This window comes from Pseudomonas sp. MF08875 (assembly GCF_059862525.1).
In genome coordinates this window covers 27464-42738 of record NZ_JCBCUW010000049.1, presented here as the reverse complement: position 1 = coordinate 42738, position 15275 = coordinate 27464, and the positions used below count along the sequence as shown (strand labels likewise).

General features: G+C 61.0%; 18 protein-coding genes. 8 read left to right on the top strand and 10 right to left on the bottom strand.

The features are described 5' to 3' along the window. Positions 1-257 precede the first annotated feature (257 nt). On the top strand, positions 258-1145 hold the full coding sequence (rhtA, locus tag AC19YT_RS23220; RefSeq protein ID WP_500598445.1) for a threonine/homoserine exporter RhtA: 888 nt from the start codon (positions 258-260) through the stop codon (positions 1143-1145). Positions 1146-1308: 163 nt separating this feature from the next. Continuing rightward, positions 1309-1590, top strand: a complete 282-nt coding sequence (locus AC19YT_RS23215) for a hypothetical protein (RefSeq protein WP_095110585.1) — start codon at positions 1309-1311, stop codon at positions 1588-1590. Positions 1591-1594: 4 nt separating this feature from the next. Here AC19YT_RS23215 and AC19YT_RS23210 read toward each other — a convergent pair whose 3' ends face one another. Then, positions 1595-2164, bottom strand: a complete 570-nt coding sequence (locus AC19YT_RS23210; protein ID WP_500598443.1) for a TetR/AcrR family transcriptional regulator — start codon at positions 2162-2164, stop codon at positions 1595-1597. A gap of 93 nt (positions 2165-2257) precedes the next feature. Here AC19YT_RS23210 and AC19YT_RS23205 point away from each other — a divergent pair, with 93 nt between their 5' ends. Together AC19YT_RS23205 and AC19YT_RS23200 are read left to right on the top strand one after the other, a co-directional pair. After that, the gene (locus tag AC19YT_RS23205; protein WP_095110587.1) at positions 2258-2998 is read left to right on the top strand and encodes an SDR family oxidoreductase; all 741 of its coding nucleotides are present in this window, start codon (positions 2258-2260) and stop codon (positions 2996-2998) included. A gap of 32 nt (positions 2999-3030) precedes the next feature. After that, the gene (locus AC19YT_RS23200) at positions 3031-3621 is read left to right on the top strand and encodes a 2-hydroxychromene-2-carboxylate isomerase (protein ID WP_500598440.1); all 591 of its coding nucleotides are present in this window, start codon (positions 3031-3033) and stop codon (positions 3619-3621) included. A 40-nt stretch (positions 3622-3661) separates the two neighbouring features. Here the strand turns inward: AC19YT_RS23200 and AC19YT_RS23195 are convergent, their stop codons facing one another. The 4 genes from AC19YT_RS23195 to earP form a co-directional block, all read right to left on the bottom strand. Continuing rightward, positions 3662-5458: an aminopeptidase P family protein gene (locus AC19YT_RS23195; RefSeq protein WP_500598439.1), complete on the bottom strand. Its 1797-nt coding sequence runs from the start codon at positions 5456-5458 to the stop codon at positions 3662-3664. A gap of 48 nt (positions 5459-5506) precedes the next feature. Beyond that, the gene (locus tag AC19YT_RS23190; protein WP_500611090.1) at positions 5507-6676 is read right to left on the bottom strand and encodes a cysteine desulfurase family protein; all 1170 of its coding nucleotides are present in this window, start codon (positions 6674-6676) and stop codon (positions 5507-5509) included. Positions 6677-6914: 238 nt separating this feature from the next. Further along, the gene (locus tag AC19YT_RS23185) at positions 6915-7487 is read right to left on the bottom strand and encodes an elongation factor P (protein WP_095110591.1); all 573 of its coding nucleotides are present in this window, start codon (positions 7485-7487) and stop codon (positions 6915-6917) included. A gap of 48 nt (positions 7488-7535) precedes the next feature. After that, on the bottom strand, positions 7536-8669 hold the full coding sequence (gene earP / locus AC19YT_RS23180; protein WP_500611089.1) for an elongation factor P maturation arginine rhamnosyltransferase EarP: 1134 nt from the start codon (positions 8667-8669) through the stop codon (positions 7536-7538). 136 nt (positions 8670-8805) lie between these two features. Here earP and AC19YT_RS23175 point away from each other — a divergent pair, with 136 nt between their 5' ends. Both AC19YT_RS23175 and AC19YT_RS23170 read left to right on the top strand, forming a co-directional pair. Beyond that, complete coding sequence (locus AC19YT_RS23175) at positions 8806-9186, top strand: hypothetical protein (protein ID WP_500611088.1); 381 nt, start codon at positions 8806-8808, stop codon at positions 9184-9186. A gap of 2 nt (positions 9187-9188) precedes the next feature. Further along, complete coding sequence (locus AC19YT_RS23170) at positions 9189-9671, top strand: GreA/GreB family elongation factor (protein ID WP_095110594.1); 483 nt, start codon at positions 9189-9191, stop codon at positions 9669-9671. 8 nt (positions 9672-9679) lie between these two features. On the opposite strand, the gene cysB is transcribed toward AC19YT_RS23170, so the two are convergent. The 4 genes from cysB to AC19YT_RS23150 all read right to left on the bottom strand — a co-directional run bounded on the left by cysB (position 9680) and on the right by AC19YT_RS23150 (position 12665). After that, complete coding sequence (gene cysB, locus AC19YT_RS23165) at positions 9680-10654, bottom strand: HTH-type transcriptional regulator CysB (protein ID WP_500598432.1); 975 nt, start codon at positions 10652-10654, stop codon at positions 9680-9682. Positions 10655-10764: 110 nt separating this feature from the next. Then, positions 10765-11265 carry a universal stress protein gene (locus AC19YT_RS23160; protein WP_095110596.1) on the bottom strand — a complete coding sequence of 167 codons (501 nt, stop codon included), beginning with the start codon at positions 11263-11265 and terminating at the stop codon, positions 10765-10767. An 85-nt stretch (positions 11266-11350) separates the two neighbouring features. Then, positions 11351-12244, bottom strand: a complete 894-nt coding sequence (locus AC19YT_RS23155) for a 5'-nucleotidase (protein ID WP_095110597.1) — start codon at positions 12242-12244, stop codon at positions 11351-11353. A 34-nt stretch (positions 12245-12278) separates the two neighbouring features. Then, complete coding sequence (locus AC19YT_RS23150) at positions 12279-12665, bottom strand: thioredoxin family protein (protein ID WP_500598430.1); 387 nt, start codon at positions 12663-12665, stop codon at positions 12279-12281. On the opposite strand from AC19YT_RS23150, the gene AC19YT_RS23145 reads away from it, so the two are divergent. Both AC19YT_RS23145 and AC19YT_RS23140 read left to right on the top strand, forming a co-directional pair. Continuing rightward, the gene (locus AC19YT_RS23145) at positions 12664-13107 is read left to right on the top strand and encodes a PilZ domain-containing protein (RefSeq protein WP_500611087.1); all 444 of its coding nucleotides are present in this window, start codon (positions 12664-12666) and stop codon (positions 13105-13107) included. The two genes, AC19YT_RS23150 and AC19YT_RS23145, sit on opposite strands and share 2 nt — an antisense overlap. 135 nt (positions 13108-13242) lie before the next feature. Beyond that, complete coding sequence (locus AC19YT_RS23140) at positions 13243-14319, top strand: 3-deoxy-7-phosphoheptulonate synthase (protein WP_095110600.1); 1077 nt, start codon at positions 13243-13245, stop codon at positions 14317-14319. A gap of 59 nt (positions 14320-14378) precedes the next feature. Here the strand turns inward: AC19YT_RS23140 and AC19YT_RS23135 are convergent, their stop codons facing one another. Then, a complete protein-coding gene (locus AC19YT_RS23135) occupies positions 14379-15140 on the bottom strand; it encodes an SDR family oxidoreductase (RefSeq protein WP_095110601.1) in 762 nt (253 codons plus the stop codon). Positions 15141-15275 lie beyond the last annotated feature (135 nt).

The following is a 15275-nucleotide window of genomic DNA, read 5'->3' as shown; positions in this document are numbered from 1 at the left end:
GATGACCTGAAGCTCCGCGCTGTCGAAACCTACATAACTCTTTGTTTACCAAGGAGTTTTCCGTTTCGACTGCGCTGGAAGTGGGGCGAATTATAGACAGATATAAATCGCCGTCAACCGTTAATTCAGGTTTTCTATCAATACAGAAGCATCGCAAACAATCTTAGCTCTCGGGAAGTGCGCACTATATTGCTCATTCCTCTAGATTTGAGCATCATACACCTCGTATTACCCCCCCTACAGGATGGCGCGACATCATGACCAGCCCTCAACGCAGCCTCGCCTCCACCCTGTTCCCGGTTGGCCTGCTATTAATAGCCATGACTTCCATCCAGTCCGGTGCGGCCCTGGCCAAAAGCATGTTTCCCGTGGTCGGCGCACAAGGCACCACGACGCTGCGTTTGATCTTTGCCAGTTTCATCATGCTGCTGCTATTGCGCCCTTGGCGTGCCAAGTTAACCTTTGCATCCTTGCGCACAGTGATCGTGTATGGCGTCGCACTGGGAGGGATGAACCTGCTCTTCTATATGTCACTGCAAACCGTCCCGCTGGGAATCGCGGTGGCGTTAGAGTTCACCGGGCCGTTGGCGGTCGCGATCTTCGCCTCACGCCGTGTCCTGGACTTTCTCTGGATAGCCCTGGCGATCCTGGGTTTGCTGTTGCTCATTCCCACAGGCGAGACCCGCGGTGGGATTGACCTGCTCGGCGCAGGCTACGCATTGGCCGCCGGAGTGTGTTGGGCGCTCTATATTCTGTTCGGGCAAAAGGCTGGGGCAGACAATGGCGTTCAAACCGCAGCCCTGGGGGTGATGATCGCCGCACTGGTTGTCAGCCCCATCGGCATTGCGCATGCGGGCGCAGCGCTGTTGACACCCGCCCTGATGCCCGTTGCGCTAGCGGTCGCTATCCTGTCTACCGCCCTGCCCTACACGCTGGAAATGGTCGCTTTGACCAAAATCCCCACCAGGACCTTCGGTACCCTTATGAGCATCGAGCCCGCCATCGGCGCGCTATCTGGACTGCTGTTCCTGCATGAACACCTTTCCCTGACGCAATGGCTGGCAATCCTGTGCATTATTCTTGCTTGCGTAGGGGCAACGACGACTATACGCAGGGAACCCCACGTCGTTGTTGCACGCGATTGAGTCTGATTTGACGAAGCTCTGGCATTTACCGCTCAATTAGGCCATGTTTAGCCGCAACCCGGTGTAAGCCATGGATTTTTTCGCAAGGGATAGCTTCAGTTGGCATATAGCGCGGATAAAGCCAGGCTCAGGGCCCGCTGCGAAGCAAGCTATAAGGAAGGGAATGAAACACGTTTTGATACTGCTAGCAGTACTGGCGATTGCGGGCTGCGCCGCGACGTCTAAAACCTCGGTCAAACACGGCAAGAAAGGCGTGCATATCAACTGCTCTGGCCTGTCCTCCTCGTGGGACAAGTGCCACACCCGCGCCGCCAACTCCTGCGGGGCAAAAGGCTATAAGGTCATCGCCAAGTCAGGGGACTCCGTGGAAGAACCGGGCGACTACCTCTTTGGCCTCAATCCGGCGGGCTACACCAGCCGAAGCATGATCGTGATCTGCAAGTAAGCACTCACTCGTCGGCTTGACGGGCAACCTGACGCCGGATTTGCAGACGATTGGTCGTCAACACGGTGTTTTGCAACGCTGGATCGACCATCATCCGCGCAACCACCAGCGCGCCCACGCATTGCGAAAGAACAGCCCAAGCCAAACTTTCGCTTTCCAGGGTACGAGCCCAGTTCTCGTGCAAGCGACAAATCCATTCCTGGGCCCGCAGTCGCACCTCAACATCAGACCGGGCAATCTCAGCCCCCAGCGCCGGCAAAGCACACCCAACCTCTGGCTTTTTAACGTGGGCCATGCTCAGGTAATGGTTCAGGCAACGCTCCAGCCGTTCCAGGCTCTGTTCGCCCTCACCACTTAACCGCTCAAGGCTATGCCGCAGTTCGCGCTCGACAATCGCGCCGAACAATTCGTCCTTTGACGAAAAGTGGCTGTAGAACGCCGCACCGCTAAGGCCGATGGCTTTCATCAAGCCATCGACGCCCACGGTAGAAAAGCCCTCTTTCTTGGCCGAGAGCGCACTGCTGGCCAGTAACCGTTCCCGGGTTTCCTGCTTGTGGCTTGCTGAATAACGCATGGCTTCCCCTCTGGCTGTCCATCTTGACGCAGTCGAAATCGTAGCATAACGTTCGTTTGGCTAACGACCGTTAACCAAAGAGAGAGGCGCTCCATGACCACGGCGATCAACAATAAGAAAGTGGTGCTGGTAGTAGGTGCGGGCGATGCAACCGGCAGCGCTATCGCCCAGCGATTTGCCCAGGAAGGTTTTATTGCCTGCGTCACTCGGCGCAGCGCGGGCAAACTGCAACCCTTGATCGACGCCATCCACGCAAGCGGCGGCCAGGCCCACGGCTTTGCCTGCGATGCACGCAAGGAAGATGACGTCATTGAGTTGATCGAGCACATCGAGAGCCAGATTGGCCCAATCGAGGCGCTGGTCTTCAACATCGGCGCCAACGTGCCGTGCAGCATCCTCGAAGAAACCGCACGCAAATACTTCAAGATCTGGGAAATGGCCTGTTTTTCAGGCTTTCTCAATGCCCGGGAAGTGGCCAAGCGTATGGTCACTCGCCAACGCGGCACCATCCTGTTCACCGGAGCAACCGCGGGGCTTCGCGGCGCGGCTGGGTTTGCCGCGTTTGCCGGGGCCAAACACGGGATCCGCGCACTGGCCCAAAGCATGGCCCGGGAATTGGGGCCGCTGAATATTCACGTCGCCCATGTGGTAGTCGATGGCGCCATCGACACCGATTTCATCCGCGACAACTTCCCGCAAACGTACGCCCTCAAGGACCAAGATGGCATCCTTAATCCACAGCACATTGCCGAGAACTACTGGTTCCTGCACAGCCAGCCGCGGGATGCCTGGACCTTCGAACTCGACCTGCGGCCCTGGAGCGAGCGCTGGTAACCCGACCATCACGACCATCAGAGGCTAACAACATGAGCAAGACGCTCGAATTCTTCTTCGACCTCGGCAGCCCCGCCACTTACCTGGCCTACACTCAACTCCCCGAACTCTGTGCCCAAGCAGGGGCCGAGTTGGTTTACCGCCCGATGCTCCTGGGAGGGGTGTTCAAGGCCACCGGCAATGCTTCACCCGTGACCATTCCAGCCAAGGGCCGCTACATGCTCCAAGACCTCGGGCGCTATGCGCAGCGCTATGGAGTCGCGCTCAACTTCAACCCGAATTTTCCCATCAACACACTGCTACTGATGCGCGCCGCAACCGGCGTGCAACTGCGTCAGCCCGAGCGCTTTATTGAGTTCATCGATTGCCTGTTCAAGGCGCTGTGGGTGGACGGGCGCGACCTGAACGACCCGGTAGCGCTTAGCGCAGCGCTGGCCGAGCGCCATTTCAGTACCGATGAAATCCTGGCCTTGAGTAACGACGAAGAAGTGAAAGCTTTGCTCAAGGACACTACCGAGCAGGCCATCCGGCGTGGAGTCTTTGGTGCACCGAGCATGTTCGTCGGTGACCAGTTGTTCTTCGGCCAGGATCGTTTGGACTTTGTGCGTGAAGCGTTGGCTTGAACCAGTGGCCGCCGTACGCAAGTGACGGCGGCCCTTGATATCAAATGGCCTCGGTGCGCTCAATCAACCACGCCAACGCCGCCCCCTCCACCAACGGGCGCAAACGCTGGCGCACTTGTTGGTGATAGTCGTTGAACCAGTCGCGCTCTTCCTGAGTCAGCAATGACGGCTCAAGGCAGCGGGTGTCGATGGGGCACAGGGTCAAGGTTTCGAACTTTAGGAATTGGCCGAACTCGCTGGTATCAGCTTCGCGGTTAAGGGCCAGATTTTCGATGCGCACGCCCCAGCGGCCAGGGCGATAGGTGCCCGGTTCGATGGAGGTAATCATCCCCACTTGCATGGCGGTGTGCGGTGCGGGGGCAGCCTGGTAGGCGATGACCTGCGGGCCTTCGTGGACGTTGAGGAAGTAGCCCACGCCGTGGCCCGTACCGTGGCCGTAATCCACGCTTTCGGCCCAGATCGGCGCGCGGGCGATGGCGTCGAGCAACGGCGACAGGATGCCTTTGGGAAACCGGGCCCGGGACAAGGCAATCACGCCCTTGAGCACGCGGGTGCAATCGCGCTTCTGCTCCTGGCTCGGTGTGCCAACCGGCACCATGCGCGTGATATCGGTGGTACCGCCCAAGTACTGGCCACCGGAGTCGATCAGCAGCAAACCGTCCCCTTCGATCACCGCGTGTTCTTCTTCGGTTGCGTGGTAGTGCGGCATCGCACCATTGGCATTGAAAGCCGCAATGGTGTTGAAGCTCAGCGACACATAGCCCGGACGCCGCGCCCGGGCGGCGGTCAGTTGTTCGTCGATGGTCAACTCGGTAATGCGCTGCCGACCCCAAGCCGCTTCCAGCCAGGCGAAGAATTCGCACAGGGCCGCGCCGTCTTGCTCCATGGCCTGACGAATATGCTCGGCGTCGGCCTGGCTCTTCTGCGATTTGACCAGGGTGGTCGGGTTCAGGCCTTCGACCAATTTGACGGCGCTGTCCAGGTTATCCAGCAGGCCTACGGTCACCCGCGCCGGGTCCACGTGCAGGCTCGCCCCAGCCGGCAGCGCGCTCAAGGCCACGGCCACCTCGCTGTAGTCACGAACGCTCACACCATCGCGCTCAAGCACGGCACGCAGCGAGCTGTCGACTTTATCCAGGGCCACGAACAACGTGGCCTGCTCTTGGCCGATCAAGGCAAAGGAGACGAACACCGGGTTGAACGACACGTCGGCGCCACGCAGGTTGAACAGCCAGGCGATGTCATCGAGGGTGGCGATAAAATGCCACTCGGCATTGGCGCTCTTGAGGCTCTGGCGCAACGCGGTGAGTTTTTCCACGCGGCTGACGGTGGCTTGTGGTGGCAGGTGTTGATAGATCGGCTGGCTGGGCAGAGCAGGGCGATCATCCCAGACACATGCCAGCACGTCGATATCGGTACGCAGGCTCGCGCCACGGGCAGTGAGTTTGCCGCCCAGAGTACGTGCCGCGGCCACGGCCATCACCGCGCCATCGACCGCCACCACCGCACCTTGCGGAGTTTGTTCCGCCAGCCAGTCCAACGGGCCGGGTTGCCCAGGCAAAAGCTTGACCAACTCGATACCGCTGTCCTTGAGTTCCTTGGTGGCCTGCTCCCAATAGCGGCTGTCGGCCCACACACCGGCGAAATCCTGGGTCACGATCAGTGTGCCCACAGAGCCATGGAACCCAGATAGCCATTGCCGCCCTTGCCAGTAGGCCGGCAGGTACTCCGACAAATGCGGATCGGCCGACGGCACCAGCAAGGCATGAATGCCTTCGCGGCGCATCTGTTCACGGGTGCGCGCCAGGCGCTGGGGGATCAAGGGCTGCGTGCTCATTACATCTCCTGCTTGTCACGGATCATTGTTATGGGTGGGCCTGCCCGTTCAAGGCGCGGTAACGGCCCAGAACGCGGGGGCACTGGCGATTGCCGCTTTTATCAGTAGAACAGCCTGGTCGATGTCCTGCTCGCAGGTGAAGCGCCCCAGGCTCAAGCGAATAGTGCGCCCGGCGGCGCGAGCATCATGGCCCAAGGCCAACAACACGTGGGACGGCGCATTGCTCGCCGAATTGCACGCCGATGTGGCGGAAAACGCGATGGACGCACTCAACGCCGCCGAATCGAACTCACCTTCATTAAAGGTCAGGCTCAAGGTATGAGGGATACGCTGCGCGGCGCTGCCGTTAAGGCGTACGCCGGCAAGTACCCTCAGTGGCCCGATCAGCCGTTCGTGCAGCGCTGCGATGCTCGCCGCTTCCTCGTCGAAAAACTCGGCGGCCAGAGCAAACGCCGCGCCCATGCCTGCGATCTGGTGCGTGGCCAGGGTGCCCGAGCGCAAACCGCCCTCATGCCCGCCCCCATGAATCTGCGCCTGCAGGCCCTGGCGCGCGCGTGGCCCGACATACAGAGCGCCAATGCCCTTGGGGCCGTAAATCTTGTGGGCGGAAAAGGACATCAGGTCCACCGCCCACTCCTTCAGGTCGATGGCAACTTTACCCGCACCCTGGGCCGCGTCCACATGCAGCAAGGCACCGTGCTCGCGCACGACCTGGCCGATGGCGGGGATGTCGTTGACAGTGCCCAACTCGTTGTTGACCAGCATCAGCGACACCAGGAAGGTGTCGTCGCGCAGCGCCTCGCGCACCGCTTGGGCAGTGATGAGGCCTTCGGCGTCGGGCGCTAGGTAAGTCACCGCAACGCCTGCCTCTTCGAGTTGGCGGGCGGTATCGAGAATGGCTTTGTGTTCGATCTGGCTGGTGACGACATGGCCGCCCGTAACACCGCGAGCCTGGGCCACGCCCTTGAGGGCGAGGTTATTGGATTCGGTTGCGCCGGAGGTCCAGACAATCTGCCCGGCCTCGGCGCCGATCAGGTCCGCGACCTGCTGGCGCGCGCGCTCGACCGTTTGCCGGGCCTGCTGGCCATAGGCGTGGGAGCTGGAGGCGGGGTTACCAAAATTTGCGTCAAACCCAAGACACTCAACCATGACTTGAATGACTCGCTCATCCACAGGGGTGGTGGCGGCATAGTCGAAATACAACGGGCGCTTATTCATGCTTCATGTCTCATAGAGCATATTCCGGGATCAGGTCGGCTCGTCACTGGAAATCTGGCGAGGGGCCAAAACGGCAGGACGTCAGCAATACCTGATCGGATGCAGTTAAAGAAGAACGACTTCATTTAAAAGTGCGTAGGAACGCTCCTAAAGTTGAGCTTAACAGCCCCAGTGTTTATGTGGCGCCCATAAAAAAGCCCGACGCGAAGTCGGGCTTTCATCACGCACGAACCAGGCGTTAAACCTTGGCGCGGCCCTTGTAGGAGCCACCTTCGCGGGTGTCGATCTCGATCCAGTCGCCGATTTCAACGAAATCTGCAACGCTGAGCTCGGTACCGTTTTTCAGTTTGGCAGGCTTCATCACCTTGCCCGAAGTGTCGCCGCGAGCGGAACCTTCGGTGTAGTCAACCTGACGCACGATAGTGGTCGGCAGCTCTACGGAAACCAGACGCTCCTCGAAGAAGATCGCTTCGCAAACATCGGTCATGCCTTCTTCAACGAAAGGCAGAACGGCTTCGATGTCTTCGGCGTTCAGTTCGTACATGGTGTAGTCAGTGGTGTCCATGAACGTGTAGGCGTCGCCGCTGATGAAGGACAGGGTCGCTTCTTTGCGGTCGAGGATCACGTCATCGAGCTTGTCGTCGGCGCTGTAGACGGTTTCGGTCTTGTAACCAGTCAGCAGGTTCTTCAGCTTGGTCTTCATGATTGCGCTGTTACGACCGGACTTGGTGAACTCAGCTTTCTGAACCAGCCAAGGGTCGTTGTCGATACGGATGACCATACCGGGTTTCAGTTCTTTACCAGTTTTCATTACGAATATCCGAATTTGGATGGGATTTACAAAAATCAAGGCCGCGTATCATATCCAATTTCCCCGAAACTGCACCAGCGCCGCAGCAAGATCGGGCCGTGAGGCCTGTTCCAGACACCAGGCGCGGGCATGCTGCTGGAGTTCTGGCCAGTGTTTTTGTGCCCCGCGCCACGGGCCGGCCATGTCCACGCCCCCATTCCACGCCCGCCAGAGGTCGGCCAGGGCCTGCCCGGCGGCGGGCGAAAGGCCTTGGGTGTACAGGGCCAGGAAGGCTTCGAGCTTGTCCAGGTGGATGTCTTCTTCCTGCTGGTAGATGTGCCACAGCAGTGGCTTGCCCGCCCATTGCGCACGCACGAACGAGTCTTCGCCGCGCACGCCGTTGAAATCGCAGCACCACAGCAAGCGGTCGTAATCGTCCTGGGGAACAAATGGCAACACCTGCACCGTCAGGGCCTGGCGCTGCTGCACCGCGCCCACCGCCAGGGCCTCGACACCCAGCCAGCGCTGCACATCCCCCAGTACCCGCCCTTCGGGCACCAGCAGATGGGTGGGCGCGGGGTCTTGGGCCAAGGCGTCGAGCCAACTGGCCAAGCCGGTATTTTCATAGGCGAACAATGAGATCAAGCGGGCACCCGGCGTGGGAACAACCCCCAACCCCCGCAGAAACTCGGATTGGGCCTGCCCATCGCGCTGAAATGCCGCACAACGCTCCAGCAACCCGGCCTCGCGCAGCAAACCGCCAGTACCGGCCTGAAACCCGGGGAAGAAGAAGAACTTCTGTACCTGTTTGTACTTCACCGATGGCAAACCGTGGCAACCGATTACCCAGGGCTCGGCGCTCAGGTAGTCGAGGTTGAGCCACAACGGTGTGGGTTGCCTTGCGGCCATGGCGTCCATGTAGGCCGCCGGCAATTGACAGGCGAATGCGGCAATCACCACGTCCGCCGCGTCGGTGGCCGACCACTCGGCGGCCCAGTGCCGCACCTCGACACCCTGCTGCACCTGCTGCTCGGCCTGCACATCAATGGCCGGGCACAAGCGCTCGAAAGCGCGCAGGTCATCGACCCACAGGCGCACAGCGCAGGGGTGTTCGGCCACCAGTTGCCGGGCCAGGCGCCAGGTCACGCCGATGTCGCCGTAGTTATCGACGACGCTGCAAAAAATATCCCAGCGGGCTTTCATTGCGGGCTCCCTGTGGCGAAAAGCTCGATTGTCCGCATAAATGCCACCGCGCAGAAGGGCCGTGGCCGATTAATCTGCACCGGGCCTGTGCGACAATCGCCGCCATGCCCGATCAAGCCGCCATTAGGAGGCCACCATGCCTTACCGCTCTCGCTCGCGCCTTGTACCGCACCTGCGCTTGAGCCTGTCCATCGCCCTGGGCCTATGGTTGGGCTTTTTAGCCATTGCCCTGACCTGCTGGCTGGCCTCGCGCTTTGTCTTCAGCGCACAACTGGCACCCGTCAGCCGCGCCGTCGAGCAGTTGGCCCAGCCGCCCGTGGTGCAGGCCCCGGCCAGCAACCCGATGTTCGAGCAATACCAGGAAAACCTGCGCCGCAACGAGCAGCGTCAGGCCCTGGACAACGGCCGCAGCGATGCGCGCAACCTGGCCAACCCCAAGTGCCAGTTCTGGCTGCAACAAGACCAGACCGCCCCCAGCGACAAGAGCCGGGCCAATGTCCTGCAATTTTGTGATTGAGCATGAATAAGCACAGCGTCCACGCCCTGATCCTCGACAAACTCCAGGCCGATCTCGACATCGCCCAGCGCGCCGCGCAGACCGCCTACGAAACCGCCACACACGAAGAAAACATCGCCGAGAACAAATACGACACCCTGGGCCTAGAGGCCTCTTACCTGGCGGCCGGCCAGGCCAAGCGCGTGGAGGAAATCCGCCAGGCCCTGGCGTTGTGCCAGAACATGGCCCTGCGCCCTTATGACGAGAGCACCGGCATCCAGGTCGGCACCCTATTGGGGCTGGAGGATGAGCAGGGGCGCCAGCAGTGGCTGTTTCTTGCCCCCGATGGCGCGGGCCTGAAGGTGCAACTGGTGGGGCAACCGATTACCGTCATCACCCCGCGCTCGCCCCTGGGCAAAAGCCTGTTGGGCAAGTTCGAGGGCGATGAGGTGGACATTAGCGTGGCGGGCGCTCGGCAACAGTTCACTGTCACCGAGGTGAAATAAACCGCGTTCTAGTGCACCGGCAACTCGACGCCGTCGAACAGTTCTTCCAGCTCCTGCTTGTTATGGCAGGCAATCGCCTTGGCCATCACTTCGCGGGTCAGGTGTGGGGCGAACTTCTCGATGAAGTCGCACATAAAGCCCCGCAGGAAGGTGCCGCGGCGAAAGCCGATCTTGGTCACGCTGGACTCGAACAACTCGCTGGCGTCGAGTACCACCAGGTCATTGTCGAGCTTGGTGTCGACCGCCATTTTCGCCACGATGCCTACGCCCAGGCCCAGGCGCACGTAGGTCTTGATGACGTCGGCGTCAGCGGCGGTGAACACCACTTTGGGCGTCAGGCCACGATGGCTGAAGGCTTCGTCGAGTTTGGAGCGGCCGGTAAAACCGAACACGTAGGTGACGATGGGGTATTCGGCCAGGGCTTCGAGGGTCAGCTTGGGCAGCTTGGTCAGCGGATGGCCCTGGGGCACCACGACGCAGCGGTTCCAGCGGTAGCACGGCATCATCACCAAATCACCGAACAGCTCCAGGGCTTCGGTGGCGATGGCGAAATCCACAGTGCCATCGGCGGCCATTTCGGCGATCTGCATCGGCGAGCCCTGGTGCATGTGCAGCGCCACGTCCGGGTATTGCTTGATGAAGTTGCTGATGACCGGCGGCAGCGCATAACGCGCCTGGGTGTGGGTGGTAGCGATGGACAGGGTGCCCTTCTTCTCGTTGGAGAATTCCTGGGCGATCTGCTTGATGCTCTCGACCTTGCGCAGGATTTCGCCGGCGGTATTGATGATCCGCTCGCCGGCGGGGGTGACGCGCGTCAGGTGCTTGCCGCTGCGGGCGAAAACTTCGACACCCAGTTCGTCTTCCAGCAAACGGATCTGTTTGCTGATGCCCGGTTGCGAGGTGTAGAGGCTTTGGGCGGTGGCGGAGACGTTGAGGTCGTGGTGCGCCACTTCCCAGATGTAGCGCAATTGTTGGAGCTTCATATGTATCCCTCAAAGCAGATAAACGCCGCGGGCATCAGCGGCGGTATATAACTATAAGAATGGTTTGAAGAATAAATCTAGAACTTTTTTATCAAAGCCACATTTGCGTTTCACACATCGCTCTGGCGTCTGCGCTGCAATAACGGCACCAAATAAACCGGCACCCGGGACAACTGCAACACCCGCGCCGCCGTACGGCCCAAGGGCGTTTCCCCGCCCGCGCCGTGGCTGTGACTTCCTACGATCAACAAATCGACTTCAAGTTTCGACACCTGCTCCAGAATCACCTGCGAGGGATCCCCTTGCAGCACCCGGACCGAGCGTATCAGCGCCAGGTCCTGCTGCCCTTCCCCCAACTCTTCGCGAAAACTGTCGAGCACCCGTTGCTCGATACTGGCCATCACCGTACTCAGGCCTTCACTGTGAAACTCGTTCAGGGCCCGCTCGTCAAGATAGCTCTGCAGTACAGACTCAGCGAACAAGCCCATGGGCTCCACGGCGTGAACGACATGCAGGTCTGCCTTGAAGGTCCGGGCCAGGGCCAAGGCGTGTTGCAGCACAAGCGGTGCATACAAACCGAGGTCTGTGGCGTACAGCATCGAACGAATCATACGGCCTCCTCGCATGCCAACATGGCGCGGATTGACTCAGCTTAGCAGCGCCTCGGGGAGTGCGACGGGCCCTGCGCCCGCAGGTTCAAGGACGCGGTTCGTTGCTCACGCCATGGGGCACATGGCCGGTGGCAACCACCTCGCGGGCCAACTCGCAATGGCCAGCCTGGTCGTCGAAAAACACGTCGGCACCAAAGGCCTCCAGAAACGCCGACTTGGTCAACCCGCCAAGAAACAGCGACTCATCGAGGCGGATGTCCCACTCGCGCAAGGTGCGGATCACCCGCTCATGGGCCGGGGCCGAGCGGGCGGTGACCAGGGCGGTGCGAATCGGGCAGGTTTCGCTGGGAAATTCGCGCTGCAACAGGTTCAACGCCGCCAGGAAGCCCTTGAATGGGCCACCGCGCAACGGCTCGCGGGCCGACTGCCGTTCACTGGCCTGGAAGGCTTCCAGGCCGCCGGTCTGATAAACCCGCTCGGACTCGTCAGAGAACAGCACCGCATCACCATCAAAGGCAATGCGCAATTCCTCACTGGCCGCCCGCTGCGCCCCGCCGGACAGGATGGTGGCCGCCGCGAACCCGGCATCCAGAGCGCTGCGCACATCGTCGGCGTGGGTCGACAAGAACAGGTCGCAGCCAAACGCGGCCAGGTACGGGTAAGGGCTGCGCCCACCGACAAAGGCCGCGCGGGAAATATCCAGGCCGTAATGCTGGATTGAGTTGAACACCCGCAACCCGGTGTCGGCGCTGTTGCGCGACACCAGCACCACCTCCACCCGCGCGCGCCCCAGGCTGGCGTTGAGGCTTAACAATTTTTGCACCAGGGGAAAGGCATCCCCCGGCGCCAACTGCTCTTCTTCGTGCTCGATCTGGTACTGGCGATAGGCTTCGACCCCCTGGGCCAGGTAAACCTTGTGGCTGTCGCTCAGGTCAAACAGGGCCCGGGAAGAAATGGCCACCACCAATTTGTCGCTCATGCCCTTCTCCTTATATGCAATGCACCGCACCCGATCATGGCAACTCCTCGGGCTCTCGTTCCAGGGCCAACGCCAGCGCCGCCGTCAACTCATCGGTGCCGAGGCGCGAACGCAACGCGCCGAAAAACTGCCCATCGCGCACCACAAACAGCGCCGGCAGATGGAACACCTCATAACGCTGCACCAAGCCGCCGTTGTCGGCGGCGTCGATCCAACACAAACGCGCCACGGGCAACGCCAGTGTCGGCAATTGCTGGCGCGCCCAGCGGCAACTGGAGCAGCCGACACTGGTGAAAATCACCAGGCTGACACCACTCATCGCCAATAGCCGCTGGTCGGCGTCGAAATCAGTCAGTTCCCATTGCACTTCTATACTGGGTAAATCGCTGTCAGATAATTGAGACTTGGAGTCCAAGTTCATGGGACGTTTCCTACCTCACCCAGAGGAAATTCCGGTCGAGTTGACCTTGCAAAAACACGAATGCATCTCTGGCCAACGGCTGCACACTATCAGCCTCGGGGGCGTGGCGTGCAATTACCACCGCGCCTGGCGGCGCGGCACGGCGCTGCAAATACGCATGCCCAGCCTGGGCGAAAGCGCCTGTTACCTGGGCTACGTGGCGTGGTGCCTGCGGCGCAAGCACGGTTACCTGGTGGGCATCGCTTTTGTCGACGAACAGACCCTGTTCGGCGCGCGCATGGGCGAGCAGATCTGCCAGATGGAACGCTACCGGCGCCAGTACGGCGCACACGCCCAGGCCAACGACGTTGAGGCCCTGGCCCTGGAATGGGTGCACCAGCATGCCGCCGAGTTCTCCCACGACAGCGTGCGCCAGGCGTTTATGCCGCCCCTGCGGGATTAAACCGGTGTCTGCCCATTGTCGAACCGGCGCTTAACGCGCTAAGGTTCGGCACCCCGACGCGCCCCAATAAATCTGCTGTGCTCCGCCGCGCGGGGATCGCTGGCGGCCGGCACCCGTGACCTGACGAGTAACACGATGGCTGATTTACCGATCAATGACCTTAACGTCGCCTCCAACGAGACACTGATTACCCCCGATCAGCTCAAGCGTGATATCCCCTTGAGCGACGTGGCGCTGCGCACCGTGACCAAGGGCCGCGAAGTCATTCGCAATATCCTCGACGGTACGGACCATCGCCTGTTCGTGGTCATCGGGCCCTGCTCGATCCACGACATCAAGGCCGCCCACGAATACGCCGAGCGCCTCAAGGCGCTGGCCGCGGAAGTGGCCGACACCCTGTACCTGGTAATGCGCGTCTACTTCGAGAAGCCGCGCACCACGGTGGGCTGGAAAGGCCTGATTAACGACCCGTACCTGGACGACTCCTTCAAGATCCAGGACGGCCTGCACATCGGCCGTAAATTGCTCCTGGACCTGGCGGAAATGGGCCTGCCCACCGCCACCGAAGCCCTGGATCCGATCTCGCCGCAATACCTGCAGGACCTGATTAGCTGGTCGGCCATTGGCGCGCGCACCACCGAATCCCAGACCCACCGGGAAATGGCCTCCGGCCTGTCCTCGGCGGTCGGCTTCAAGAACGGCACCGACGGCGGCCTGACCGTGGCGATCAACGCCCTGCAGTCGGTTTCCAGCCCACACCGCTTCCTGGGCATCAACCAGGAAGGTGGCGTATCCATCGTCACCACCAAGGGCAACGCCTACGGCCACGTGGTGTTGCGCGGCGGCAACGGCAAGCCCAACTACGACTCGGTCAGCGTCGCCCTGTGCGAACAGGCGCTGAACAAGGCCAAGATCAAGCCCAACATCATGGTCGATTGCAGCCACGCCAACTCCAACAAGGACCCGGCCCTGCAACCCTTGGTGATGGAAAACGTCGCCAACCAGATCGTCGAAGGCAACCAGTCGATCATCGGCCTGATGGTCGAAAGCCACCTGAACTGGGGTTGCCAGGCAATCCCCAAGGACCTGGCCGAATTGCAGTACGGTGTGTCGATCACCGACGCCTGCATCGACTGGGCCAGCACCGAAACCACACTGCGCAGCATGCACGCCAAGCTCAAAGACGTGTTGCCCAAGCGCGAACGCCAGTAACCGGCACAAAAAAACCGGAACCCTTGAGGGGTTCCGGTTTTTTTGTGCCCGTTTTTTTATCAGATCGCCGTCGCTCCGCCATCCACCGCCAACGCGTGGCCGGTGGTGAAGGCCGCGCCGTCGCTGCACAGGTACAGCACGGCGCTGGCGACTTCCTCCACCGTGCCGATGCGCCCCACCGGGTGCATGGCCGCGGCGAACTCGCCCTTACGCGGATCCGCCTCATGCGCGCGGCGGAACATGTCGGTGTCGATCACCGCCGGGCATACCGCGTTGACGCGGATTTTCTTCTTCGCGTACTCGATGGCCGCCGATTTGGTCAGGCCAATCACCGCGTGCTTGGAGGCCGCGTAAATGCTCATTTTCGGCGCCGCGCCCAAGCCCGCCACCGACGCGGTGTTGACGATCGCCCCGCCGCCCTGGGCCAGTAACAGCGGCAATTGGTACTTCATGCACAGCCAAACGCCCTTGACGTTGACCGACATGATGGCGTCGAACTCGTCCAGGGTGCCGTCGGCCAATTTGCCCTTCTCGATTTCGATACCGGCATTGTTGAAGGCGTAATCCAAGCGACCGTAGGCATTGACTACCTGTGCCATCAGATTTTGTACATCGGCATCCTGGGTCACGTTGCAGCGCACGAACAACGCCTCACCCCCGGCTTCGCGGATCAACTGCACCGTGCCCTCGCCGCCCGCCACGTCCAGGTCCGCCACCACCACTTTCAAGCCTTCGGCGGCAAAAGCCTGAGCCGTCGCGCGGCCGATGCCGGCAGCGGCCCCCGTGACCAGCGCCACTTGCCCGGAAAACGTCATGCTCATTGTGCTGCCCTCGATGAATGCCCACATTTGGATGCCCGCAGTCTAGCCAGCGCACCCTGGCGCGCGGCAGCACTATCAAAAGGCCAGTTGGGCCCTTATGCGTTCCAGTGATGAATAACCCAGGCCAACTATCAC